This window comes from Mesorhizobium sp. WSM4806 (assembly GCF_055811635.1).
Genome location: NZ_JBVVQZ010000007.1, coordinates 1 through 23,173, shown reverse-complemented (window position 1 = coordinate 23,173; position 23,173 = coordinate 1). Strand labels below are relative to the sequence as shown.

Annotated in this window: 23 protein-coding genes and 1 pseudogene; 15 read left to right on the top strand and 9 right to left on the bottom strand. The window is 63.2% G+C overall.

From position 1 onward, the window contains the following. The first annotated feature begins 152 nt into the window (after nt 1–152). The gene (gene trxB, locus AC0L2M_RS12620; protein WP_027151125.1) at nt 153–1,127 is read left to right on the top strand and encodes a thioredoxin-disulfide reductase; all 975 of its coding nucleotides are present in this window, start codon (nt 153–155) and stop codon (nt 1,125–1,127) included. 72 nt (nt 1,128–1,199) lie between these two features. Then, a complete protein-coding gene (locus AC0L2M_RS12615; protein ID WP_023799796.1) occupies nt 1,200–2,096 on the top strand; it encodes a LysR family transcriptional regulator in 897 nt (298 codons plus the stop codon). 45 nt (nt 2,097–2,141) lie between these two features. Here AC0L2M_RS12615 and AC0L2M_RS12610 read toward each other — a convergent pair whose 3' ends face one another. Both AC0L2M_RS12610 and AC0L2M_RS12605 read right to left on the bottom strand, forming a co-directional pair. After that, the gene (locus AC0L2M_RS12610) at nt 2,142–2,642 is read right to left on the bottom strand and encodes a methyltransferase family protein (protein ID WP_473535031.1); all 501 of its coding nucleotides are present in this window, start codon (nt 2,640–2,642) and stop codon (nt 2,142–2,144) included. Between the two features lie 743 nt (nt 2,643–3,385). Further along, complete coding sequence (locus tag AC0L2M_RS12605; protein WP_473535030.1) at nt 3,386–5,437, bottom strand: elongation factor G; 2,052 nt, start codon at nt 5,435–5,437, stop codon at nt 3,386–3,388. A gap of 370 nt (nt 5,438–5,807) precedes the next feature. On the opposite strand from AC0L2M_RS12605, the gene AC0L2M_RS12600 reads away from it, so the two are divergent. Then, a complete protein-coding gene (locus tag AC0L2M_RS12600) occupies nt 5,808–6,215 on the top strand; it encodes a (R)-mandelonitrile lyase (RefSeq protein ID WP_023799792.1) in 408 nt (135 codons plus the stop codon). A 71-nt stretch (nt 6,216–6,286) separates the two neighbouring features. Beyond that, nucleotides 6,287–7,810, top strand: coding sequence for a DHA2 family efflux MFS transporter permease subunit (locus tag AC0L2M_RS12595; RefSeq protein ID WP_473535029.1), 1,524 nt, complete (start codon nt 6,287–6,289; stop codon nt 7,808–7,810). 62 nt (nt 7,811–7,872) lie between these two features. Here AC0L2M_RS12595 and AC0L2M_RS12590 read toward each other — a convergent pair whose 3' ends face one another. After that, nucleotides 7,873–9,075, bottom strand: a complete 1,203-nt coding sequence (locus tag AC0L2M_RS12590) for a pyridoxal phosphate-dependent aminotransferase (RefSeq protein WP_473535028.1) — start codon at nt 9,073–9,075, stop codon at nt 7,873–7,875. A 205-nt stretch (nt 9,076–9,280) separates the two neighbouring features. Between AC0L2M_RS12590 and AC0L2M_RS12585 the strand changes: the two genes are divergently transcribed. The 3 genes from AC0L2M_RS12585 to AC0L2M_RS12575 all read left to right on the top strand — a co-directional run bounded on the left by AC0L2M_RS12585 (nt 9,281) and on the right by AC0L2M_RS12575 (nt 11,772). Further along, on the top strand, nt 9,281–10,195 hold the full coding sequence (locus AC0L2M_RS12585; protein WP_473535027.1) for an EAL domain-containing protein: 915 nt from the start codon (nt 9,281–9,283) through the stop codon (nt 10,193–10,195). Next, nucleotides 10,192–11,046 carry an EAL domain-containing protein gene (locus tag AC0L2M_RS12580; RefSeq protein WP_023799788.1) on the top strand — a complete coding sequence of 285 codons (855 nt, stop codon included), beginning with the start codon at nt 10,192–10,194 and terminating at the stop codon, nt 11,044–11,046. Before AC0L2M_RS12585 ends, AC0L2M_RS12580 begins: the two co-directional genes overlap by 4 nt. A 114-nt stretch (nt 11,047–11,160) precedes the next feature. Beyond that, complete coding sequence (locus AC0L2M_RS12575; protein WP_473535026.1) at nt 11,161–11,772, top strand: glutathione S-transferase family protein; 612 nt, start codon at nt 11,161–11,163, stop codon at nt 11,770–11,772. Between the two features lie 14 nt (nt 11,773–11,786). Here the strand turns inward: AC0L2M_RS12575 and AC0L2M_RS12570 are convergent. The 3 genes and pseudogenes from AC0L2M_RS12570 to AC0L2M_RS12560 form a co-directional block, all read right to left on the bottom strand. After that, nucleotides 11,787–12,040: pseudogene (locus AC0L2M_RS12570) on the bottom strand (type II toxin-antitoxin system RelE family toxin). Beyond that, nucleotides 12,037–12,237 (bottom strand): hypothetical protein, encoded by a 201-nt coding sequence (locus tag AC0L2M_RS12565; protein WP_023799785.1) that lies wholly within the window; start codon nt 12,235–12,237, stop codon nt 12,037–12,039. The pseudogene AC0L2M_RS12570 and the gene AC0L2M_RS12565 overlap by 4 nt, the downstream one beginning before the upstream one ends. A 260-nt stretch (nt 12,238–12,497) precedes the next feature. Next, nucleotides 12,498–12,710 carry a cold-shock protein gene (locus AC0L2M_RS12560; protein ID WP_023678332.1) on the bottom strand — a complete coding sequence of 71 codons (213 nt, stop codon included), beginning with the start codon at nt 12,708–12,710 and terminating at the stop codon, nt 12,498–12,500. Nucleotides 12,711–13,039: 329 nt separating this feature from the next. On the opposite strand from AC0L2M_RS12560, the gene AC0L2M_RS12555 reads away from it, so the two are divergent. Beyond that, nucleotides 13,040–13,366, top strand: coding sequence for a hypothetical protein (locus AC0L2M_RS12555; protein WP_473535025.1), 327 nt, complete (start codon nt 13,040–13,042; stop codon nt 13,364–13,366). Between the two features lie 11 nt (nt 13,367–13,377). Here AC0L2M_RS12555 and AC0L2M_RS12550 read toward each other — a convergent pair whose 3' ends face one another. Continuing rightward, nucleotides 13,378–13,947, bottom strand: coding sequence for a methylated-DNA--[protein]-cysteine S-methyltransferase (locus AC0L2M_RS12550; RefSeq protein WP_473535024.1), 570 nt, complete (start codon nt 13,945–13,947; stop codon nt 13,378–13,380). 178 nt (nt 13,948–14,125) lie between these two features. Between AC0L2M_RS12550 and AC0L2M_RS12545 the strand changes: the two genes are divergently transcribed. From AC0L2M_RS12545 to AC0L2M_RS12525, 5 genes are all read left to right on the top strand, one after another. After that, nucleotides 14,126–14,989, top strand: a complete 864-nt coding sequence (locus tag AC0L2M_RS12545; protein ID WP_473535023.1) for a transglycosylase SLT domain-containing protein — start codon at nt 14,126–14,128, stop codon at nt 14,987–14,989. A gap of 5 nt (nt 14,990–14,994) precedes the next feature. Beyond that, the gene (locus AC0L2M_RS12540; RefSeq protein ID WP_473535022.1) at nt 14,995–15,483 is read left to right on the top strand and encodes a GNAT family N-acetyltransferase; all 489 of its coding nucleotides are present in this window, start codon (nt 14,995–14,997) and stop codon (nt 15,481–15,483) included. Between the two features lie 158 nt (nt 15,484–15,641). Next, nucleotides 15,642–16,073: a lysozyme inhibitor LprI family protein gene (locus AC0L2M_RS12535; protein WP_473535021.1), complete on the top strand. Its 432-nt coding sequence runs from the start codon at nt 15,642–15,644 to the stop codon at nt 16,071–16,073. A 153-nt stretch (nt 16,074–16,226) separates the two neighbouring features. Beyond that, nucleotides 16,227–16,970: a DUF899 family protein gene (locus tag AC0L2M_RS12530; protein ID WP_473535020.1), complete on the top strand. Its 744-nt coding sequence runs from the start codon at nt 16,227–16,229 to the stop codon at nt 16,968–16,970. A gap of 144 nt (nt 16,971–17,114) precedes the next feature. Further along, nucleotides 17,115–17,666, top strand: a complete 552-nt coding sequence (locus AC0L2M_RS12525) for a DUF4142 domain-containing protein (RefSeq protein WP_473535019.1) — start codon at nt 17,115–17,117, stop codon at nt 17,664–17,666. Nucleotides 17,667–17,792: 126 nt separating this feature from the next. On the opposite strand, the gene AC0L2M_RS12520 is transcribed toward AC0L2M_RS12525, so the two are convergent. Further along, on the bottom strand, nt 17,793–18,113 hold the full coding sequence (locus AC0L2M_RS12520; protein WP_128247276.1) for a DUF1476 domain-containing protein: 321 nt from the start codon (nt 18,111–18,113) through the stop codon (nt 17,793–17,795). A gap of 376 nt (nt 18,114–18,489) precedes the next feature. Here AC0L2M_RS12520 and AC0L2M_RS12515 point away from each other — a divergent pair, with 376 nt between their 5' ends. Further along, nucleotides 18,490–18,879: a DUF6152 family protein gene (locus AC0L2M_RS12515; RefSeq protein ID WP_473533145.1), complete on the top strand. Its 390-nt coding sequence runs from the start codon at nt 18,490–18,492 to the stop codon at nt 18,877–18,879. Beyond that, nucleotides 18,880–19,344, top strand: coding sequence for a hypothetical protein (locus AC0L2M_RS12510; protein WP_473535018.1), 465 nt, complete (start codon nt 18,880–18,882; stop codon nt 19,342–19,344). It abuts the gene before it with no gap. Between the two features lie 113 nt (nt 19,345–19,457). Here AC0L2M_RS12510 and carB read toward each other — a convergent pair whose 3' ends face one another. Beyond that, nucleotides 19,458–22,955: a carbamoyl-phosphate synthase large subunit gene (gene carB / locus AC0L2M_RS12505; RefSeq protein WP_473535017.1), complete on the bottom strand. Its 3,498-nt coding sequence runs from the start codon at nt 22,953–22,955 to the stop codon at nt 19,458–19,460. Nucleotides 22,956–23,173: the final 218 nt, after the last annotated feature.

Sequence of the window (23,173 nt, the reverse complement as noted above, 5' to 3'; positions counted from 1 at the left end):
GATGCTCATGGACTCGTCTGTTTGTGCGCAAGCTTTCCGGGGACGAAGGCCAGGTCGTCTTGCTGGCGTCGCCTGCAACACCTAGATTAGGGCCGAAATCGATCCCTGTGCCGGACGCTTCATTCGCGTCCGGTTGTTGTGAAAGCCCTGACATGACGTCCAAGCACGCACCCGTTCTCATCATCGGCTCCGGTCCCGCCGGCTATACGGCGGCAATCTATGCCGCCCGCGCCATGCTGAAGCCGATGCTGGTCGCCGGCCTGCAGCAGGGCGGCCAGTTGATGATCACCACCGATGTCGAAAACTATCCGGGCTTCGCCGATCCGATCCAGGGTCCGTGGCTGATGGAGCAAATGCTGAAACAGGCCGAGCATGTCGGCACCGACGTCATCAACGACATCATCACCGAGGTCGACCTCAACGTGCGGCCGTTCCGTGCCAAGGGCGATTCCGGCGCCACCTATACCGCCGACGCGCTGATTATCGCCACCGGTGCGCAGGCGAAATGGCTGGGCATCCCGAGCGAACAGACCTTCATGGGCTTCGGCGTATCGGCCTGCGCCACCTGCGACGGTTTCTTCTATCGCGGCAAGGATGTCGCGGTGATCGGCGGCGGCAATTCGGCGGTGGAGGAGGCGCTTTACCTTTCCAACCTGGCCAAGAGCGTGACGGTCATCCACCGGCGCAGCGACTTCCGCGCCGAGCGCATCCTGAGCGAGCGGCTGTTCAAAAAGGACAATGTCCGCGTCATCTGGGACACTGTCGTCGACGAGATCACCGGCCAGTCCGGCAAGATGCCGCTGCCGCCGTCGGTGGAAGGACTGAAGCTGCGCAATCTGGTGACCGGCCAGGAGATGCATCTGACGGTCGACGGCGTGTTCGTGGCGATCGGCCATGCGCCGGCGGTCGAGCTGTTCGCCGGCAAGCTGAAGCAGAAGCCGAACGGCTATCTGTGGACGGCCCCGGATTCGACCTGCACCGACGTGCCGGGCGTGTTCGCCGCCGGCGACGTGACCGACGACATCTACCGCCAGGCGGTGACGGCAGCGGGGCTCGGCTGCATGGCCGCGCTCGAGGCGGAAAAGTACCTCGCCGGGATCGAAGTTCACCGCGAAGCTGCGGAGTAGACAAGCGGCCGAGAAAAGCCGCGCAAAAGCCTGATTTTTCATTCAGACGCCAGAAAACAGAATGGGGGCATCATGGCGTTGGACTGGGACAAGCTACGCGTGTTTCACGCTGCGGCGGAAGCTGGGTCGTTCACCCATGCCGCCGAGACACTGCATCTGTCGCAATCGGCGATCTCGCGGCAGGTCAGCGCGCTCGAACATGATGTCGGCGTGCCGCTGTTCAATCGCCATGCCCGCGGCCTGGTGCTGACCGAGCAGGGTGAGATGCTGTTCCGCACGGCGCATGACGTGCTGATGAAGCTGGAGACGATCAAGTCGCGGCTGACCGAAGCCAAGGATAGGCCTTCCGGCGTGCTCAGGGTGACGACCACGGTGGGGCTCGGTGCCGGCTGGCTGACCGAGCGCGTGCAGGAATTCATCGAGCTCTATCCCGAGATCAGCCTGCAGCTGATCCTGGCGAACGAGGAACTCGACCTCACCATGCGCCGGGCGGACTGCGCGATCCGGCTGCGCCAGCCGCAGCAGCCCGATCTCATCCAGCGCCGCCTGTTCACGGTGCATTTCCATCTCTACGCCGCCCCTTCCTACGTCAACAAATATGGCAAGCCGGCGTCGATCGCCGAGCTGAAGAGCCATCGCATCGTCACCTTCGGCGTGCCGGTGCCGGCGCATCTGTCGGAATTGAACTGGCTGGAAACGGTCGGCGATTTCGAAGGCGGGCAAAGGGTGCCGACGCTGCAGATCAACGACATATTGTCGATCAAGCGCGCGGTCCAGGGTGGCGCCGGCATCGCCATGCTGCCCGACTATGTGGTCAGCAAGGACTCAGGGCTGGTGCAGTTGCTGCCGGAGACCGAAGTGCCGTCCTTCGACACCTATTTCGCCTATCCCGATGCGATGAAGAACCAGGCGAAGCTGCACGTCTTCCGCGATTTCATCATCGCCAAGGCGCGTAGTTGGTCATTCTAAACCTCTGCACATCCCTTACCACCATGCATTGCGGACGATCCTCTCCTACTGGCCGCGCCATGGCGTCAGGCGGGGGAGCCAGCCTGGAACGGCATGGCGGTAGGCCTCGTACTCGGCGCCATAGCGGCGGGCAAGCGTCGGTTCCTCATGGAACTTCACGAACGAGACCGTGGCGACGGCGGCGATAGCGGCATAGGCGACGAGAGCCGCGCTCGAAAACAGCAGCGACTGGCCAAGGATGATCGCCAGCACAGCCACATACATCGGGTTGCGGACATGGCGGTAGATGCCGCCGACAACCAGTCGATCGGTTGGGGCGACCGGAGCGGGCGTGCCTCGGCCTTCGAGAGCAAAACGGGCAAAGGCATGAAGCAGCAAGGCCGTTGCGACGACAATCAGGACCCAGCCGACCGGGACCAGGCCGGGCAGGGTCGACCATGGCAGACGATAGCGATCGGCCAACAGCCAGGGCAGCAATCCCGCAACCACACCGGGCGCTGCGATGAAGAACAGCGCGCTGCCGGCGATCGCCTGACGGGTCCTCATCGGGGCTTCCTTGGTCGCGATTTTCGGGCCGATGCATGGCTGCCGCAAAAATAAACGCGCGCTGCCTGATTCGCCATCATTCGTTGTTTTCTGCGTTCTGAACCGAAAATCGGCGCTGGTTCGCTATTTCGCAGTGATTCTTGACTGGCTGCGCACCGCATTTCGCGCTTCTTCTGGTCCTACGAGGCCAAGCAACGGCTTAGACCACAGCCTGTGTCATTTTGCATGCGAGTGTTGCAAAATAGATGCTTGTTTCTTGGGCATGATGAGCACATATATGGATCATCTCCTGGGCGCGTTCTCCTCCCATTAGCGCCCTCGAGTGTTCCCCTCTGGAGGTTAGCCTTAACAGGCACTTCCAATCAAACTAAGCCGGATCTTCGTTGATCCGGCTTTTTTGTATCCCGAACCCTGCCGGCGCTGACGCAAAGCCGACCGAAATTGTCATGTAACAGTGACATGTAACCTCAGGTAACATGTCGCGGGCGCGCAGCATCGACTAAGCAGATCATAGGACGCGGTGTGGTTCGTGCGGGAGATGGGGGCATCACTCGGACGATCCGGGCTCAGGCGGCTACCGCGTCCGAACTATTCTTCCGCTGAGCTGTCAAGCGTTGGCGGCATGTGCGGCGGACCTGCCATTTCGCCTCCCACGAAGACGGTCCGCAAGAGAACGGCGTCCGGATCATGTCCGGACGCCGTTTCCTTGTGTTCTGCAGCCTGACTGTCGCCAAGTTCCAGTGTTAGGCGGCCTTGCCATTGGCGTTCAACGCCTCATCGGCCAGGCGGCCGGTGAGTTCGGCCATATGGTCGAAGCTGGCACGATAGCTGGCCACGCCCGCGGTGGCCGAACGCAGCTCGATGATCAGATCGCCGATCTCGGCCTGCGGCATGGTCGCCTCGACGACATCCCATCCCGGCCAGCCGGGCCGCGCATCATAGCCGAGGATTTGGCCGCGCCGCTGCGGGATCAGGGCGATGATTCTCGATGTTGCGTCGGACGGCGTGACGATTTCCACCTTCATGATCGGTTCAAGCAGCACCGGCGAGCAGGCGGCCATGCCTTCCTTCATCGCCAGCTTTGCCGCCATCTGGAAGGCCATGTCCGACGAATCGACGGAATGATAGGAGCCGTCGGACAGGTTGACGGCGACGTCGACCACAGGAAAGCCGAGCGGGCCCGATTTCAGATAATCGCGTACGCCGGCCTCGACCGACTGGATATAGGTTTTCGGCACGGCGCCGCCGGTGATGGTGTCGGTGAACTGGAAACCGGAGCCGCGCGGCAGCGGCTTGATCTCAATCACCACGTCGCCGAACTGGCCATGGCCGCCCGACTGCTTCTTGTGACGGCCACGCTGCTGCGCCGCTTTGCGGATCGTCTCGCGGTAAGGCACAGCCGGCGGATGGCCTTCGACCGGAATCTGGTTCTTGCCCTCCAGCCGCTCGCGCACGACACGCAGATGCATTTCGCCATGGCCCGACAGCACGGTTTCAGCCGAATCCTGATTGTGGCGCACGCTGAGCGAGGGATCTTCCTCGGCAAGGCGCTGGATGGCCGCCGACATCTTGACCTCGTCCTTGCGTTCCTTCGGTCGCAACGCAAAGGCATAGACCGGTTGCGGCGGCGTCAGCGTGACCAAGGGCTTGATGCCGCCCTTGACCGAGCTCAAGGTCTGACCGGTCGTGACCTCGTCCATCTTGCCGAGCGCGACCGTGTCGCCGGCCGGGGCCGAGGTGAGCTTGGTCTGGTCCTTGCCGAGCATTCTGTAGATGCCGGAGACCTTTGCCGTCGCGCCGTTCGACAGGAAGAGTTCGGAGGCGTCGGCAAGCTGGCCGGACAGGATGCGCGAGATCGACAGCTTGCCGCCATGCGCGGTGTGGATGGTCTTCATCACCTGGACGACGGTCGCATTGCCGTCAGCTGCGTCGAGGCGCTTGCATGTTGCTTCAACATCAGGCGCGTCGTGGCGGATCGTTTTTAGCAGCCGCAGCACACCATTGCCCTTCTCGGCGGTGCCGATCAGCACCGGCGTCACGGCACCATCGCGCAAGTCGGCGGCCAGGTCGTCGAAGATGGCGTCCTTGGGCGGCTCGATTTCGTCGAGCAGCTGCTCCATCAGTTGATCATCATGGTCGGCGAGCGTCTCCAGCATGGAAAAGCGCGCTTCGAGTTCGCGCGCCTTGTCGTCGCTGGGAATCTGGGCGACTTCGCTTTCGGCATATTCGCGATAGATGTAGGCGCGCTCCAGCGCCAGATCGATCGAGCCGATCACCACGCCGTCCTTGCGCAGCGGAATCTGGCGCAGCAGCAAAGGCACCGAGCTTGCCGGCTGCAACATCTTCAGCGTGTCGCGCACGCCTGATATCGCCTTGTCGACCTTGTTGAGGAACATGATGCGCGGCACGCCGAGATCATCGAGCTTGCGCATGATCAGCTGCAGGGCAGGGATCTTCTTCTCGTCGGCTTCGGCGACGACCACGGCGATGTCGCAGGCGGCCAGAACCGGCTCTGCCTCGAAGGAGAATTCGATGGAGCCGGGACAATCGACGAAAGTGAGTTGCTCGCCCATGAAGTCGGTGGTGGCAAACGTCGCCTCAACGCTCATGGCGTGGGCGCGTGCCTCGGGCGAATGATCGGAAACTGTGTTTCCCGAGGAGACCGGATTCTGGCGGGGGATGGCGCCCGTGCGGGCCAATATGGCTTCGAGAAGTGTCGTCTTACCGCTTGCAAAGGGACCGACGATGGCAATGCATTTCGGTCCCGTGCGTCGTCCTCCGGCGCGAGTTCCCATGACTGACCTCCACTCAGGCGTTTCCCTGGGAGCGGCGGCCGGCCTGTCGACCGTCGCGGGCGGGGCTTTTTTCAGTTTGCCGCCTACCCAAAGGCATCGTCCCACGGGTTAGGCGGGAGGGCAAGTGATTTGAGAATCGGGTGATTTGAGAATCGGGGGATCGCCTGATGTCGCGGATGTTGAGCCATGATCGGCGAAGCCGTCGAATGCGGGCCTGGGCTTTCCGTCAATGCCGTGACAGGGTCCGTCGCCGAACAGCCGCAAAAGCGGTTGCGCCATGATGGGTTATCGGATGAAAGTGCCGCTTCCTGCGACAAAAAGGAACGGTCGTCGCCGACCGATCCGCCATCAGTTTGAGGACTTTGCGACGATGAAGATCATTGCTTGCGGCAGCGTGCCGACCGTCATTGCGCCGGAAAAGTACTTCACCGGCCGCGTGTGGCAGACGCCGATCATCGAGAAGGAAGCGCCGGCGCGGCTACGCGCCATCATGGTCGGTTTCGAGCCCGGCGCGCGTACCCACTGGCATACGCATCCGCTGGGCCAGACGCTCTATGTCGTGTCAGGCGCCGGCCTGGCGCAAAGCTGGGGCGAGCCGATACAGGCAATCAGGGCCGGCGACGTCATCTCGTTTGCGCCTGACGAAAAGCATTGGCACGGCGCCGGTCCAAAATCGGCGATGGCCCATATCGCCATGCAGGAGGCGCTCGACGGCGTCCATGCCGACTGGCTGGAGAAGGTGACCGACGAGCAGTATGGCGGCGTTGATCGGACCTAAAAGCGCGTCGCGTCTGATCATTGGTCGCGTCTGATCATTGTAGGTGATTTCCACGCTCAGGTTTGGGTTTCATGTCGAACCGTCGCTTGCCTCTTGTTGCCGCCGTCTATCTCGGCACATTCGTCGCACTGCTCGACATCAGCATCGTCAACGTCGCACTGCCGACGATCCAGATTGCGCTCGGCATCGATTTCGCCGGGCTGCAATGGGTGATCGACGCCTACACGCTTTGCCCGTCGGCCTTCATGCTGTCGGCAGGCCTGATCGGCGACCGCTACGGGCGCAAGCGCTCCTGGCTGGCAGGCATCGGCATCTTCGTGGCTGGCTCTGCCATATGTGCAATCGCGCCCAACCTGTCGGTGCTGCTGGTGGGCCGGGTGGTGCAGGGGATAGCCGGATCGCTGATCATTCCGGGTGCGCTGTCGATTCTGACGCAGGCGTTTCCTGACGGTCGCGAGCGTGCCGGCGTTATCGGAGGCTGGGCGTCGTTCGCCGCTGTCTCGCTGCTCACCGGCCCGGTCGTCGGCGGCATCCTGGTCGAAACCGCCGGATGGCAGAGCATTTTCCTGATCAACCTGCCGCTCGGCCTGGCCACGATCGCGCTCGGTGCGGCTTCGATCGTAGAGACTTCACACCCCGAGCATGCCCATCTCGACCTTGTCGGCCTGGCGCTCAGCATTCTGTGGCTGGGCGCCTTGACCTTCGGCCTGATATCGGCAGGCGAAAAAGGTTGGGGCGATCGAGAGGCTGTTATCGCCCTTGTCGTCGGCTTCGCCGGCCTGGCAGCCTTCCTTGTCTTCGAGGCGCGTACGCCGCGGCCGATGCTGCCGCTTGGCCTGTTTCGCGACGTTCGCTTCGCCGTCGCCAATGTCGCCTCGTTCGCGCTCGGCCTCACCTCCTACACCGGCGTCTTCCTCTATTCGATGTTCCTGCAGCAGGCACAGGGCTGGTCGCCGACACAGACCGGCCTGCGCATGGCACCGCTGTTCCTCGTCCAAATGGTCGTGTCGCCGGCGATCGGCAGGCTCAGTCAGCGCTACGGACACTCGGCGCTGATGACATCGGGTTATCTTGCGAGCGGTCTTTCCATGCTGGGCATGTGCTGGGTTGGACCCTCGACACCCTATGTGACGATCGGCCTGCTGTTTGCCGTCGGCGGCCTCGGCAATGCGCTGTCCATCCCGACCGGCAGCGCTGCCGCTATGTCGTTTGCGCCGCGCGAGCGTTCGGGCATGGTGTCGGCGGTGATCAACGCAACCCGCCAGGGCGGCACCGCCATCGGCATCGCCCTGCTCGGCGCCTTGATGAGCATGCGGGCAACAGCCCTGCTGACGGCGCGTCTTGAAAATGCCGGTGTCGCCAATGCCGGAGCGGTGGCCCGCGCCGAGGTTTCAAGGCACGATTTCGCAGCCGATGCGGCGATGGGCAAGGACGGCCTGCGCGATCTGTTCGCAGCCGCCTATGCCGGGGGCTTCCATGCGGCGATGCTGACGGCCGCCATCGTTTCGTTCGTCACGGCCGGGCTTCTGGCCGCCATTCTGGCGCCGGCCGAGGCTCGTTCGGCGCGCGAAACGAATCACAGTCGCCAAGGATGAGGCTGGCGCCGACCGCCAAAACCCGATTGCGAGCCGGGTTTTGGTGTTCGAGATGCGCTTGATCAGGTCAGCGAGGCGGTGAAGCGCTGGATGCGGGCGCAGGCCTCTTCGAGCAACGCCTCCGACGTGGCATAGGAGATGCGGAAGTTCGGGCCGAGGCCGAATGCCGAACCGAACACGACCGCCACGCCCTCGGCCTCGAGCAGTTCCGAGCAGAAGGCTTCGTCGCTGTCGATCAGCTTGCCGGTTTTGGTCTTCTTGCCGATCAACTGGGAACAGGACGGATAGACGTAGAAAGCCCCTTCGGGAGACGGACATGTGATGCCGCGCGCCTGATTGAGCATCGACACGACGAGATCGCGCCGAGCCTGGAAAATCGCCTTGTTTTTCGCAATGAAATCCTGCGAACCGTTCAGCGCCTCGACCGATGCCCACTGGGCAATGGTGCAGGCGCCGGAGGTCTGCTGGCCCTGGATCATGTCCATCGCCTTGATCAGCGCCACCGGCCCGGCCGCATAGCCGATGCGCCAGCCGGTCATCGCATAGGCCTTCGACACGCCGTTCATGGTCAGGGTGCGCTCATAAAGCTTCGGCTCGACCGCGGCGATGGTCGTGAAGACGAAATCGCCGTAGATCAGGTGCTCGTACATGTCGTCGGTCAGCACCCAGACATCGGGGTGTTCGAGCAGCACGTCGGCCAGAGCGCGCAATTCAGCCTCGCTGTAGGCGGCGCCCGACGGGTTCGACGGTGAGTTCATCAACAGCCATTTGGTGCGCGGCGTGATCGCCTTTTGCAACGCCGCCGCCGTCAGCTTGAAGCCGTTGTCGATGGAGGTGTCGGCAAATGCCGCGGTGCCGCCGCAGATCGCTACCATCTCGGGATAGCTGACCCAGTACGGCCTCGGAATGATGACCTCGTCGCCGGGGTTCAGCGTCGCCATGAAGGCATTGAACAGGATCTGCTTGCCGCCGGTGCCGACGATGGTCTGCTCCGGCCGGTAATCGAGATTGTTCTCTCGCTTGAATTTTTTGGCGATTGCCTCGCGCAGCGGCACGATGCCGGAAACCGGAGGATATTTCGTTTCGCCGCGACGGATGGCCTCGATCGCAGCGTTCTTGATGTTGTCCGGCGTGTCGAAGTCCGGTTCGCCGGCACCCAGCCCGATCACGTCACGGCCGGCGTTTTTCAGCTCGCGCGCTTTCTGCGTCACTGCGATGGTCGCGGAAGGCTTTACGCGGGAAAGGGCGTCGGCAAGAAAGGCCATGACGGCGTTGTCTCCTTGTAGGCTTGGCGGTGCGTCCGACCGCGGCGTCTCTCATGTCGCATCATCCCGCCAAGCGCAAGCATTGTCGGATGAGCCAGACCTCAAATCCCCGGCAAATCCGGCAACAATAAATTCACTTACACGCGGTAAAACCCGGGGTGGCTGGATCACGACCCATTCCACCAGTCTCGCAACGGGAGGAACCGTGTCGCGCAGCATCGGGCTTGCCCATATCGTCCGCCACGATGACGGCACCGCCAGCGGTGTCTGGGGCAATTATACGCTGCAAAGCGCGTTCCAGCCGATTTTTGCCTTCAGCAACGGCAAATTGTCCATCACCGGATTCGAGGGCCTGATCCGGCCGTTCCGCGACGCCGAGCCGCAGACGCCGGTGAGTTTTTTCAACGCCTGTCCGACGGTCGACCGCCTGCATATCGAGGCGCTGACAAGGACGCTGCACCTTTTGAACGCCGGCGCGTGCCTGCCGCAGGAGGCATTTATTTTCATCAACTTCGATCCGTCGGTGTTCACCGATCGCAGCATCGCCGACAGCGCGCTGCGCGACATGCGGCTGGTGCTGCATGAGGCCGGGATCGATGCGAACCGCGTCGTCTGCGAGCTGACCGAGCAAAAGTCGGCGTCGCAGGAAACGCTCTACAATTTCGTCGAGGCGCTCAGGGCCAACGGGTTTCGCATCGCGGTCGACGACTACGGCGCCGAAGAGTCCGACATCAACCGGATCAAGGAGCTCAGGCCTGACATCGTCAAATTCGATGCCCACTGGATCATGCAACTGATGGAGTCCGGCGCCGGCTTCGCGCTGCTGACCGCCATGGTGGCAAGTTTCGAACAGCAAGGCATCCGCACCGTGTTCGAGGGCATCGAGGAGGGCTGGCAGCTTGAACTGGCCGAGAAATCGGGAGCCTCGATGGTGCAGGGATTTGCGCTGGCGCGCCCGGAGCTTGCACCGACCAGCTTTCACGTCTTCGGCAACGAAAGCCAAGTCTTCGGCAAGGAAAGGCAGATGCCGGTGACGGCGCCTGACGCCGGCGCGGCGCCTGCGACCGTCTCGCCTTCGCCGCGGTCGAAACGGGCTTTCGGGCGCAAGGTGGTGCCATGACCAGGCGGCCCGACAGGCGGCGCAATGTCGGCGAGGCAATCTTTGCCGACGAAGTCGGGATCGAATATGGCGTCTATGGCGCGTTCCGGCTGAGGAGCGCCTACCAGCCGATCTTTGCGCCGCGCGGCAGGTTTTTGAAGGCCGTCGCCGTCGAAGGCCTGATCGAGCCGCACCGCGCCGGCAGGCCGGTCGCGCCGCGCGTATTCTTCGAGGGCATCCCCGTGGCGGATCGCCTGTTCGTCGAGACGATGTGCCGGGTACTGCATCTCAGGAATTTCCGCAACATCGGCGTCGGCGGGCTCGACCTGTTCTTCAACTACAATCCGCTGATCAACGATGACCCCGGGCGAGCGCTGGCAGAAATCAGGCTGATGACCAGGCGTCTCGCCGAGTTCGACCTCCACCCCGGCATGCTGGTCTGCGAGATCACCGAGCAGGCGGCTGAAGACAAGGTGCTCGTCAGCCTGGCGCGCGAGATGCGGCGTGACGGCATCCGCATCGCCATCGACGATTTCGGCACCGGGCATTCGACGGAAGAACGGGTCGCTCTTGTCCAGCCCGACATCGTCAAGATCGACGGCACCTGGTTCGCGGAATTCTGCCGCCATGCCGCCGCCGAACGGTTTTTCCGGCCGCTGGTCTCCGCGCTGCATGACCGCGGCGCCAAAGTGCTGGTCGAAGGCATCGAGCAAGCCACGCATCTGCGCGTCGCGCTGGACGGCGGCGTTGACCTGATGCAAGGATTTTACCTTGCCCGGCCGGCGCTGGCCGGCACGGTCTTCGACGAGGAGCCGCTGCCCATCGACAGGCTGCTTGGCATGGCCAACAACGTCGTGCCGTTGTTTGGGTGATCTATCACCGGCGCTGATGGTTGCGCCAAAACAAATCACTGGATGAAGCCGTCGCTGCCAGCATAATTGCCGGTAAAGGCGGCTCCGCCGAGGGGAGCGGCGATGGGAGCAAGAATGACCATACTCTATGGAATGATCGACAGCGGCAATTGCTACAAGCCGCGCCTGTTGATGGCCAAGCTCGGCATCGCTTTCATCAATGTCGAGGTCAGCTCGCACACCGGCGACACGCGCAAGCCAGACTATGTCGCCAAGAACCCGAACGCCATGGTGCCGCTGCTCGAGCTCGACGACGGCCGGCGGCTTGCCGAATCCAACGCCATTCTGCTCTATCTCGCCGAAGGCACGCGGTTGCTGCCGGCCGACAAATACGAGCGGGCATTGGCCTACCAATGGCTGTTCTTCGAGCAATACAGCCACGAACCCTATATCGCGGTGCGCAAGGCGCTGCTGACCTTTCCCGAACGGGCCAAGGACGCGACACCGGAACGGCTGGCGCTGACGCTGGAGCGCGGCAACAAGGCGCTCGGCGTGATGAACAAGCATCTGGCGGGCAGTGCGTTCTTTGCCGGCGAGGCCTTGAGCGTCGCCGACATCGCGCTCTACGCCTATACGCATACGGCCGAGATGGGCGGTTTTCAGCTCGACGCCTACCCGGCGGTGGCGGCCTGGCTGAAACGGGTCGATGCTGATCCTGGGCATGTGCCGATGGAGTGGCTGGGGTAGTTCTGTCCTTACGGCTACTTCAGGAGGCGGTCATATTCGGAGTGGGTGCCGATCCAAAACCAGACAACGTCATCGTGGTCACGGACAGCTACGGCGCGGTAGTTGAGATCAACCCGCGCCGACCAATAGCGTCCGACCTGTTGAAATGCAGCGACGGGTGAAACGGATCAGAACGCAGCTTGGCGAAACGTTTGTCCGCCTTTGCTCTGATCGACGAGGGCAGTTTTGCATAAGCCTCCCAGAATAAGGGAGTGGCGACATGATTCACAAAGACCGGGTCCGGCCGGCGCGATGGTCGGCCAAGGCCTGCTCGGCAAGTTTATCCAGCCTGCCAGCCTTGGCGTCGGCTTCGATCTGCCGATCCCACATCTCCGCTTTCAGTGCCTCGAACCAGGCGGCAAATGCCTTCAGTTCCTCAGGGCTCAGTTCGGCGACGGATTTCTCAATCTGTTCAAGCTTACTCATCGCCTAAAAATACCATGATTGGCACAATAAGGCCAAGGTAGCTGTTTCATCCGGAAATCCGGACAGCAAAAAGGCGGGACAAAATCCCGCCTTCCCATGCTTGGTAGCCTGATCGGGAGCGCTTTGGCCGGGCCGGCAGCAATCTGCTGCTTCGGCTTGTCGGGTTCTTTCCGCTCCGGCGCGCTTCTCGCGCGACCGTCAGTACATCCGTGACTTGCCGCGCGCCCCGAGCTATCGCCCGGCGCGCGCCATTCGCAAAATCAGGCTGCCTTGCTCAGAGATCCAGCGGACGACTTGCCAGTGCGGCGGTCCTGCTCGATCTCGAAGTTGATCTTCTGGCCTTCGACCAGGGTCGACAGCCCAGCGCGCTCGACTGCGGAGATGTGGACGAAAACGTCCGCGCCGCCGCTGTCAGGCTGGATGAAGCCGAAACCCTTGGTGGAATTAAACCACTTGACCGTACCTGTTGCCATTTCGATAGTCCTTATACGTTTGCTTTAGCTTGACTGAACCGAAGTCCAGCCGGTTTGTATCGAGATTTTGGAGATAGACGTCAGCAAACGCGAATATCGCGAGGCCCGGATCGATCGGCCGAAATATCAATGGACCTCATATAATCCGCTTCTCCGCAAAAAACAAGACTGCACGAAAAAAGGTGCTGATGCGGCGCTGCCCAATGGCCGTCCCAATCGCGTGAAAGCGTTGCAGCGTCGGGCGTTGCCGGGTCGCATGGCCTATGGCGCACGCTGCGGGAAGGGATCGTGCCGCCTCCGAGCGTCCGGTCCTGTTTGGGGAGAGGACCATGAAAACTGTCCTGTTTGCCGCCTGCCTGACGCTGGTCGCCGCCCAGGCGCAGGCGATCTCGCGCTATGACCCGAGCCGCATGAGCTGCGGCACGGTGCGCGCGACCATCGCACGCGAAGGCGCCGTCATCCTGCGTTATCAGTCGACGCGCAGGCCGAGGCTGCCGCTCTACGACCGTTATGTGCGGAGCCAGAGTTTCTGCAACATGGGCGAGGTCAGGGCACGCGCTTCGGTGCCGAGCGCCGATACCAACTCCTGCATCGTCTACAAGTGCAAGCGCGTGGAAACAGACCGGCATTTCCGCCGGCGCATCTTTCCGGACTAGCAATGCCGGCCTCAAAATCCAAAAGAGACCTGCGCCGGCGGCGGCGGACCGACGCGCACGCCTTCCATCGCCAGCATCTTCTCCTTGGTGGTCGAGCCGCCCGGCGCTGAAAAACCGCCGATCTTGCCGCCGGCGGCAAGAATGCGGTGGCAAGGGATGACCAGCGGCACCGGGTTGGCGCCGAGCACGGCGCCCGTCTCTCGCGCCAGCCCGGCATGGCCGGCGCGCCTGGCCAGTTCGCCATAGGTGGTGGTCTCGCCATAGGCGAGCTTGCGCGCCGCGTCGTAGATGGCGAGGCGGAAATCGTCGACACCGGTGAGATCGACCGGCACACCGGAGAAATCCACATCTTCGCCGGCGGCATAGGCCTTTATCGACGCGATCAGTTCGGTAATCCATTGCGGTCGGGCGCTCGAAGCGGCGCTGCCGGCATGGCGCAGCAGCCGCCGTTCCACCGCGTCGCGGCTGCGCTCGGGCAAGCAGAGCCGGGTCAGGCCACCCTCGCTCCAGGCGATGCCCATGAAGCCGATCACGGTTTCGAAGACGGCGTGGCCGGCGATGGCTTGAGAGGTGTCTTTCATGATGTGCTCCTTTCCCTGGGAACCAATGGCAATCCAGTACATATCGAGAACGGATATCGCATTTTCAGGGGTCTGTTGCCACCCGAAAACCATTGGAAATCCCAACTGGCTGCGGATTGCCGGGGGAAAGCCGCTGGTGTAAGGACTTCTTAACAGACGAACCGGACCCGAGCGCGGCTTGCCAGCAAAAATCATCTTTCCCGCGATCGGCGTGATGCTCGCTGCGGCCGGTCTCAGCGGCTGCACTTCGACCGCGCTGACCAAGGCCGTGCCTTCCCCGACTGAAACCGCCGCAGCTGGTAGCGAAGCCGGCTATGCGCTGGCGCTGCCCGACACCGTTTCGGTGCTGCCGGAATCGTCCGGCGTCACGCCCGTCCAGACCGCGGCGCTGGCCGTCGATCTCGCCGCGACGCCTGCCCAGCCAGCTGCCTTTGCCGGCCCGATCCCGTTGGCCGCAACTGCACCTGCAGCCATGATGGCCGATGCCGCGCCAGCCGGCACAGCGCCTGTCCATGCGACCACCGCCGTTGCGATGCCGGTCACCGGCGAGACAGGCAAGACGATGCCCGGCGTCCAGCAGGTCGCCTACGCCCTGCCTGAGAATCAGTCCGCCCTGCCTTCGACCAGCCTTGCCAAGGAGTATTCCGCGGGACCGCGCGGCGAGATCGAGCGGCTGATCGAGAAATATGCCGTCCTCTATCAGGTTCCGGTCGATCTGGTGCGCCGCGTCGTCAAGCGCGAGAGCACCTTCAATCCCAAGGCCTACAGTCGCGGCCACTGGGGGCTGATGCAGATCAAGCATGCGACGGCGCGCGGCATGGGCTATGACGGGCCGGCGAGCGGGTTGTTCGACGCCGAGACCAATCTGAAATATGCGGTGAAATATCTGCGTGGCGCCTGGCTGGTGGCCGGCGGCAACGCCAAGCGCGCCGATCGGCTCTACCAGAGCGGCTATTATTACGACGCCAAGCGCAAGGGCATGCTGGAACAAACCGGCCTGGGCCGCGACCGCAGTCGGCGTCGCCTGCAGCCCGACGCCTGAACGCCATGCCTGAGCCGCGCCCGCCGGCGCCGAACGACATAAGGCTGCGCAAGATCCTCGACGACACGCTCGCCCCGCCGCGCTGGCCGGAAGGTTTCGTCATGCGCGGTTTTGAGGCCGCCGACGCGCTGGCCTTGCATACGCTGCTGACCACCGTATTCGACGACGGCGCCGACGGGCCGTTCGACGAATGGTGGCCGCGCATTTCAAGCGACGCGGAATTCGACCCTGCCTTGTGTTTCCTGGTTATCGACATCAAGGGTCGGCTGGCGGGTGCGGCACTGTGCTGGACGAGGGCGTTCGTCAAAGACCTTGCCGTCCACCCCGAGGCGCGCGGCCGAGGCATCGCCGAAGCGCTGATGTGGCACGTCTTCACCACCTTTCACGCACGCGGCGCTGCGCATGTCGATCTCAAAACCAACACGGTTGAGAATGCTGCCGCCGTCAGGCTTTACGAGCGGCTGGGGGTGTTCGAAGTCGACTGGGCGGGGTGAGGAGCGGTTGGCGAAGCCGATCAGCGAGCATTGCGCGGAAACGAAGTGTCCACCAAGTCGGCAGGCTGCTTCTTGCCGGCAACCGTTCGGGCGTTAAGCTGCGATCCTGCGGCTTTCGTGCCGCGGGCGGGGTCTCGACCGAAACCGGAGAAAACACGATGCGGCTTTTACTTTTCAAACCGGGTCTGGCCAAAATGGGTCTGGTGATCCTCGCCCTTCCGCTTCTTGCGGGCGTCGCGCGCGCCGACGAATGCGCCGACGCACAGGATCAGGCGACCATGAACGAATGCGCCGGCAAGTCGTTCACCGAAGCCGACAAGAAGCTCAACCACGCCTACAGGCAGATCGAGGGCAGGCTGAAGGACGACGCGGCGACGAAGAAGCTGCTGGTCAGCGCGCAGCGCGCCTGGGTCGCCTTTCGCGATGCCGAATGCGCTTTCCAGGGCGGCCCGACCGATATGGCAGGCAGCATGTATCCGATGGTCATAGCCGGCTGCAAGGCGAGCCTCACCAACATCAGGTTGAAGGATTTTCAGGGCTATCTCAACTGCCAGGAGGGTGACACGAGCTGCCCAGTGCCGCCGCAGTAGCCTCTGTCGCTGGCTAAGGCGGAGCCGTTAAGGCCTTATCGCCGGGTTAGGCGTGCAAAATGTCGGAACCCTGCTTCGCGATGCGTCCTTGAGAGGCAAGGTGCGCTGCCGCATAGGGCGCGCGCGCCACAAGCACGGCTGATGGAGATGACGATGATCACCTTTCCCAACGAATCCGCTGAATATCGCGCCGCCCGCGAAACGCTGCTGCAAAAGGAAATCGAGCTGCGCCGCGCCATGGAGGATGTGGCCGTCGCCCGCCGTGCACTGCCGCCGGGCGGGCTGGTGCCTCAGGATTATGTGTTCGACGGGCTTGGCGCCGACGGCAAGCCGGCCCGCATAAAACTGTCGGAGCTGTTTTCACCCGGCAAGGACACGCTGATCATCTACTCGATGATGTTTCCGCGCCACCCGCAGGAGACGCGCGACGTGGCGACAAGCGGCGGCACGGCCAAGCTCGCGCGGGCCGACCAGCCATGCCCGTCCTGCACGGCGCTGCTCGACCAGTTCGACGGCGCCATCGGCCATCTCGGGGCCGCCGGCTTCAATTTTGCCGTTGTGGGCAAGACCGCGCTTGAAAACCTGATCACGCTTGGCCGCGATCGCGGCTGGACGAACATGCGGCTGCTCTCCTCGCCCGGCAACAGCTTCAAGCGCGACTATCACGCCGAGGCCGACGACGGCGCGCAACTTCCGATGCTGTCGGTGTTCCATCGCGACGCCGATGGCATCCGGCATTTCTGGAGCTCGGAGCTTGGCTTCGCGCCGTCCGAACCCGGTCAGGACCCGCGTGCCATCGGCACTTGCGAGCCCTTGTGGAATCTGATGGATTTCACGCCGGAGGGCCGGCCGGACTGGGACGAGCAGCTGCAATATGCCGGCGCCTGCTGCCACTGAGCTTTTGCCAAGCATATTTCCGGCGTATCGGCGCCGAGCGGGGGTGTTGGCAGGATCGCCGACACCTCATTCCTGTCCAGTCGCGCAACTTCGCCGCTGGTGTCGCGTTGGACTCTCCGAGGATCACAAACCCGGAGATTTCCTGTGAAAACAAATCTCACGCTTGCCATGGTCGCCTTGCTTGCCGGCGCGCCGGCGGCCTTCGCCCAATCCGCCACGCCGGCCGATATACCTGCTGTCGGCCAAACCAAGATCGACACCGAGACCTTCTCCAGAACCGTCCCCAGCGCCAACCGGTTCGAGATTGAAAGCAGCAAGCTGGCCGAACAAAAGAATGTCGCCGCCGATGTGAAGGATTTCGCCTCGCTGATGATCAGGGATCACACCAAGGCTGGCGAGGATTTCAAGGCAGCTCTCGAGCAGAGCCAGATCACGGCCTCGGTGACAATGAGCGGCCCGGCTTTGCTGCCGAAAGACCAGGCGATGCTCGACCAGCTCAAGAACCTCGATGGCGATGAATTCCAGGCGAAATACATCCTCCTGCAGAGCGAGGCGCACAAGCAGGCGCTAGCGCTGTTTTCAACCTATGCGCAGTCGGGTGAAGACCCGGCGCTGAAGGAATTCGCCAAGAAGACACTACCGACGCTGCGGATGCACGAAGAGCGCCTAAAGGATCTGGTGGCCGCTCACAGCTAATGCATGTCACCCAAACGCATGCCCTCGGGCCTGACTCTGGGCCTGACCCGAGATGCGCAGCGGTTTTGGGAAACGCATAAAAGAGAGCTTAAAGCGCGTCGCGTCGCGCTTTAAGTCGGCGCTCTCTCAGCTGTTTTTGATCTGCTCGACCGCCGTCGCCAGCAGGTCGTTCATGACGCCGCGAATCTGAACATCCGACTGGGCGATGCCCGCCGCGTCGAAATCGGCGCGTATTTTGCGCAACACGTCGTCGTCCCCGGCCTCTTCGAAGTCCGCGCGCACCACCTCTTTCGCATAGGCGTCGGCGTCCTCACCTGACTTGCCGAGCTTTTCGGCGGCCCATAGGCCGAGCAGCTTGTTGCGGCGCGCCATGGCCCTGAACTTCGTGTCCTCGTCCATCGCAAACTTCTTTTCGAAGCCTTCCTGACGGTCTCTCATACTGCTCATAATTTGCCTCGTTCAGGTGTGGGTCTCCGACCTTCATCCGATGAAGAAGAAGGGCGGCGGGTAGGGGCCGAACATGGCGTGCATGGATGTCATAAGCAAGACCGGACCGTTCAATCCGCAGGGCAATCGCTTCGGGAGCTGGCGCTGCCCCTCACCCTCACCCTCTCCCCGTGAAGGACGGGGAGAGGGGGTGCCAGCGTTGCGGCTAGGTCCCTTCTCCCCGTTCTTGCCGGGGAGAAGATGCCGGCAGGCAGATGAGGGGCGGCGCCGACATCGACAACCGATAGCTTCGCCCAGAGCCTTCGCACCGATGTGATTTGACGTTGCCGCGCCGTGACCTAGTCTCGATTGGCGGGATGAGCCGAGGAGGCGAGCGATGCAGTCACCTTTCAACCGGATTCGGTGCGTCACGCTGGCAGCGGCAGTGATCCTTGCCGCTGGCACCGCAGCTTACGCCCATCACGGCTGGTCGTGGACCCAGGATGGTTTTTTTGAGCTCCGGGGCAAGATCACAGCCATCTATATCGGCAATCCGCACGCCACGCTGGATGTCGACGCCGACGGAGAGGCCTGGCGGGTGGATTTGGCGCCGCCGTCCCGCACCATGGCCGCCGGCTTCACCGAGGAGGTCGCCAAGGTCGGCGACGAGGTGACCGCGATCGGCCATCGCTCGCGCGACGAGACCGAGAAGTGGATGAAAGCAGCCCGCGTCATCGTCAACGGCAAGGCTTATGACGTCTATCCCGACCGCGTGCCGCCGGCTTGAATGGACGAGCTCCTCGCCGGCATCGAGCAACTCGCCATCGTAAGGGGGCTGAAGGCCTCCTTCGTCGCCTATCCCATAGTCAATGCGCTGCACATCATGTCGATCGGCGCGCTGCTGACCAGCGTCTGGCTCATGGACCTCCGGATCTTGGGCGCCTTCCGCTCGCTGCCGCAGGCGGCGTTCATCGCGCTGCTGCGCCGCACCGCATTGGCCGCGTTCGCCGGCGCACTAATCACGGGATCGCTGCTGTTTTCAGTCAGGGCGAGGGAGTATGCGGCGATGCCGATTTTCCTCACCAAGATGACGATCATACTCCTCGCCGGCGCCAATTTTCTCACCTTCATGCGCTACGCAAAACGCGGCGCCGAGCCGGCCGGCGGGACCGTTACCATCCTGGCGGTGCTGTCGCTGGTACTGTGGACGTCGGTGCTGTTCGCGGGGCGGTTTATTGGATTTCTGAACTGAGCGGCGTCGGCACAGCGTGCCTTGGACGGATCACGGTGCGCAGCGTTGGCGGGACGCGCCCCCTCTGGCCTGCCGGCCATCTCCCCCACTTGGGGGGAGATCAGCTAATTGCTTCAGGCAAAATACTCCTGGAGCGGCCTGACTTCCAAACTCCCCGCGCGCAACGCTGCGATCGCCTCCGCCACTGCCGCAGCCCCCGAGAGCGTCGTGTAATACGGCACCTTCTGCATCAGCGTGGCGCGGCGCAGCGATTTTGAATCCGACACCGCCTTCTGGCCGTCCGTGGTGTTGAAGACGATCTGCACCTGGCGGTTGCGGATGGCGTCCTCGATGTGCGGGCGGCCTTCCAGCACCTTGTTTATTTTCTCGGCAGCGACGCCGTTCTCGGCGAGGAAGCGGGCGGTGCCCGAGGTGGCCATTACCTTGAAACCCTGGCCGGCGAGGCGCTTGACCGCCGGCAGGATGCCTTTCTTGTCCTCGTCGCGCACCGAGACGAACAGCGTGCCGGCGCGGGGGAGATCAACACCCGCTCCCAACTGGCTCTTGGCGAAAGCCAGCGCAAAGTCGCGGTCGAGGCCCATGACCTCGCCGGTCGAGCGCATTTCCGGGCCGAGCAATATGTCGACGCCGGGGAAGCGGGCGAAGGGGAACACCGCTTCCTTGACCGCGATGTGGCCGGGATTTCTGGGGTCGGGCATGGCGCCGTAATGGGCGAAGGCGTCTTCCAGGCTCTCGCCGGCCATGATGCGGGCGGCAATTTTCGCGATGGGCCGGCCGATGGTCTTGGCGACGAAGGGCACGGTGCGCGACGCGCGCGGATTGACCTCGAGCACATAGACGGTGCCGTCCTTGATCGCGTACTGCACGTTCATCAGGCCGCCGACATTGAGCGCGCGGGCAAGTGCGGCCGTCTGGCGCTCCAATTCGTCGACGAGCTCCGACGGCAGCGAGTGCACCGGCAGCGAGCAGGCGCTGTCGCCCGAATGGATGCCGGCCTCCTCGATGTGTTCCAATATGCCGGAGACGAAAGTCGACTTGCCGTCGCACAGGCAGTCGACATCAACCTCGATGGCGCCCGAGAGATAGGTGTCGAACAGCAGCGGGTTCTTGCCCAGCAGTGTGTTGATCTGGCCTGTCTTGTCGTTGGGGTATTTCTGCTTGATGTCCTCCGGCACCAGGCCGGGCACGGTGTCGAGCAGATAGGATTGCAGCATGCTCTCGTCGTGGATGATCTGCATGGCGCGGCCGCCGAGCACATAGGACGGGCGCACCACCAGCGGGAAGCCGAGCTCGCCGGCGACGAGGCGGGCCTGCTCGACCGAATAGGCGATGCCGTTCTTCGGCTGGCTGAGGCCGAGCTTGTGCAACAACTTCTGGAAGCGGTCGCGGTCTTCGGCGAGATCGATCATGTCGGGCGAGGTGCCGAGGATCGGGATGCCGGCCTTCTCCAGCGCATCCGCCAGCTTCAGCGGCGTCTGGCCACCGAATTGGACGATGACGCCGACCAGTTCGCCCGACGCCTGCTCGGCGCGCAGGATCTCCAAAACGTCCTCCGGCGTCAGCGGCTCGAAATAGAGCCGGTCCGAGGTGTCGTAGTCGGTCGACACGGTCTCCGGGTTGCAGTTGACCATGATCGCCTCGAAGCCGGCGTCGCGCAGCGCAAAGGCGGCGTGGCAGCAGCAATAGTCGAACTCGATGCCCTGGCCGATGCGGTTCGGGCCGCCGCCGAGGATGACGACTTTTTTTCGCGACGAGACTTGCGCCTCGTTGGCGAGCGCGCCGGCGAAGGGCACCTCATAGGTCGAGTACATGTAGGCGGTCGGCGAGGCGAACTCGGCGGCGCAAGTATCAATGCGCTTGTAAACCGGATGAACGTCGAGCTTTTCGCGTATCTTTTGAACCTCTTCGACGTCTTTCCTGACCAGGGACGCGAGGCGGGCATCGGAGAAACCCATCGCCTTCAGCATGCGCAGATTGGCGGCGTCTTCGGGAATGCCGTGCTCGCGAATGCGGGCTTCCATGTTGAGGATGCCGGCGATCTGTTCGAGGAACCACGGGTCGATCTTGCACATGGCGTGCACGTCTTCCAGAGAGGTGCCCATGCGGATCGCTTGCGCCACCATGCGCAGCCGGTCGGGCGTCGGCGTGCCGAGGGCAGCGCGAATGGCGTTGCGGTCGTCGGCGTGGCTGGCTGCGCCGTGCGCGATGCCGGGGATCTCGATCTCGTCCAGACCCGTCAGGCCGGTTTCAAGCCCACGCAGCGCCTTCTGCAGCGATTCCTGAAAAGTGCGGCCGATGGCCATGACCTCGCCGACCGACTTCATCGCGGTGGTCAGCACCGGCTCGGCGCCGGGGAATTTCTCGAAGGCAAAGCGCGGGATTTTTGTGACGACGTAATCGATCGACGGCTCGAACGAGGCGGGCGTTGCGCCGCCGGTGATGTCGTTCTCCAGCTCGTCCAGCGTGTAGCCGACGGCGAGCTTCGCCGCGATCTTGGCGATCGGAAAGCCGGTCGCCTTGGAGGCGAGAGCCGAGGAGCGCGAGACGCGCGGGTTCATCTCGATCACCACCAGGCGGCCGTCGGCCGGGTTGACGGCGAACTGCACGTTGGAACCGCCGGTCTCGACGCCGATCTCGCGCAGCACCGCGATCGAGGCGTTGCGCATCATCTGGTACTCTTTGTCGGTCAAGGTCAGGGCAGGGGCGACCGTGATCGAGTCTCCGGTGTGCACGCCCATCGGGTCGATGTTCTCGATCGAGCAGACGATGATGCAGTTGTCGGCCTTGTCGCGGACAACCTCCATCTCGTACTCCTTCCAGCCGAGCACGCTTTCCTCGATCAGCACTTCGGTGGTCGGCGAGGCGTCGAGGCCGGACTGGACGATCTCGTAGAATTCGGCGCGGTTGTAGGCGATGCCGCCGCCGGTGCCGCCCATGGTGAAGGACGGGCGGATGATGGCGGGCAGGCCAACATGGTCGAGCGCCTGTGCGGCGATCGCCATGCCATGGCTGATGTAGCGCTGCTTGCGGTCGCCCTCACCGAGGTTCCAGCGCGTTTCGAGCGCGTCGAGCGCGGCGTCGAGGTTTTCGGGCTTCTCGGCCTTCAGGGCGGCGCGTTCGGCCTCATGCGTCTTGCGGTCGGCATTCTTGACGTCGGTGGCGTTGGCCAGCATCGATTTTGGCGTTTCCAGGCCGATCTTCTTCATCGCCTCGCGAAACAGCGCCCGGTCCTCGGCCTTGTCTATTGCCGTGGCGTCGGCGCCGATCATCTCGACATTGTAGCGCTCAAGCACGCCCATGCGGCGCAGCGACAGGGCGGTGTTGAGCGCGGTCTGGCCACCCATGGTCGGCAGCAGCGCGTCCGGCCGCTCCTTGGCGATGATCTTGGCCACCACTTCCGGCGTGATCGGCTCGATATAGGTGGCATCGGCCAGTTCCGGGTCGGTCATGATGGTGGCCGGGTTGGAATTGACCAGGATGACGCGAAAACCCTCTTCTTTGAGCGCCTTGCAGGCCTGGGTGCCGGAATAGTCGAATTCGCAGGCCTGACCGATGACAATGGGGCCGGCCCCGATGATCAGGATCGACTTGATGTCGGTGCGACTTGGCATATCGAGGGTCCGTTCGGCAGGCGGCTTGCACGAAAAACCGGACGGGAAGACCCGGCCGGTTGTGCTCGCGATTCTGGTATCAGGCTAGGAGGGCCTTATAGGGAAGAGTTTTGCCGGATGTAACCCCCTAAAATGCGGAGTGTAGGGCAGTAGGGCAGTAGGGCAGTAGGGCAGTAGGGCAGTAGGGCAGTAGGGCAGTAGGGCAGTAGGGCAGTAGG

Bases quoted from the DNA above. Each gene is read 5' to 3' on its own strand.
- AC0L2M_RS12520 (WP_128247276.1), bottom strand. From the start codon at position 18,113: ATGAGCAGTATGAGAGACCGTCAGGAAGGCTTCGAAAAGAAGTTTGCG.
- AC0L2M_RS12615 (WP_023799796.1), top strand. From the start codon at position 1,200: ATGGCGTTGGACTGGGACAAGCTACGCGTGTTTCACGCTGCGGCGGAA.
- AC0L2M_RS12515 (WP_473533145.1), top strand. From the start codon at position 18,490: ATGCAGTCACCTTTCAACCGGATTCGGTGCGTCACGCTGGCAGCGGCA.
- AC0L2M_RS12510 (WP_473535018.1), top strand. From the start codon at position 18,880: ATGGACGAGCTCCTCGCCGGCATCGAGCAACTCGCCATCGTAAGGGGG.
- AC0L2M_RS12555 (WP_473535025.1), top strand. From the start codon at position 13,040: ATGAAAACTGTCCTGTTTGCCGCCTGCCTGACGCTGGTCGCCGCCCAG.
- AC0L2M_RS12610 (WP_473535031.1), bottom strand. From the start codon at position 2,642: ATGAGGACCCGTCAGGCGATCGCCGGCAGCGCGCTGTTCTTCATCGCA.
- AC0L2M_RS12565 (WP_023799785.1), bottom strand. From the start codon at position 12,237: ATGAGTAAGCTTGAACAGATTGAGAAATCCGTCGCCGAACTGAGCCCT.
- AC0L2M_RS12580 (WP_023799788.1), top strand. From the start codon at position 10,192: ATGACCAGGCGGCCCGACAGGCGGCGCAATGTCGGCGAGGCAATCTTT.
- AC0L2M_RS12595 (WP_473535029.1), top strand. From the start codon at position 6,287: ATGTCGAACCGTCGCTTGCCTCTTGTTGCCGCCGTCTATCTCGGCACA.
- AC0L2M_RS12575 (WP_473535026.1), top strand. From the start codon at position 11,161: ATGACCATACTCTATGGAATGATCGACAGCGGCAATTGCTACAAGCCG.
- AC0L2M_RS12535 (WP_473535021.1), top strand. From the start codon at position 15,642: ATGCGGCTTTTACTTTTCAAACCGGGTCTGGCCAAAATGGGTCTGGTG.
- AC0L2M_RS12550 (WP_473535024.1), bottom strand. From the start codon at position 13,947: ATGAAAGACACCTCTCAAGCCATCGCCGGCCACGCCGTCTTCGAAACC.
- AC0L2M_RS12540 (WP_473535022.1), top strand. From the start codon at position 14,995: ATGCCTGAGCCGCGCCCGCCGGCGCCGAACGACATAAGGCTGCGCAAG.
- trxB (WP_027151125.1), top strand. From the start codon at position 153: ATGACGTCCAAGCACGCACCCGTTCTCATCATCGGCTCCGGTCCCGCC.
- AC0L2M_RS12600 (WP_023799792.1), top strand. From the start codon at position 5,808: ATGAAGATCATTGCTTGCGGCAGCGTGCCGACCGTCATTGCGCCGGAA.
- AC0L2M_RS12560 (WP_023678332.1), bottom strand. From the start codon at position 12,710: ATGGCAACAGGTACGGTCAAGTGGTTTAATTCCACCAAGGGTTTCGGC.
- AC0L2M_RS12590 (WP_473535028.1), bottom strand. From the start codon at position 9,075: ATGGCCTTTCTTGCCGACGCCCTTTCCCGCGTAAAGCCTTCCGCGACC.
- AC0L2M_RS12605 (WP_473535030.1), bottom strand. From the start codon at position 5,437: ATGGGAACTCGCGCCGGAGGACGACGCACGGGACCGAAATGCATTGCC.
- AC0L2M_RS12530 (WP_473535020.1), top strand. From the start codon at position 16,227: ATGATCACCTTTCCCAACGAATCCGCTGAATATCGCGCCGCCCGCGAA.
- carB (WP_473535017.1), bottom strand. From the start codon at position 22,955: ATGCCAAGTCGCACCGACATCAAGTCGATCCTGATCATCGGGGCCGGC.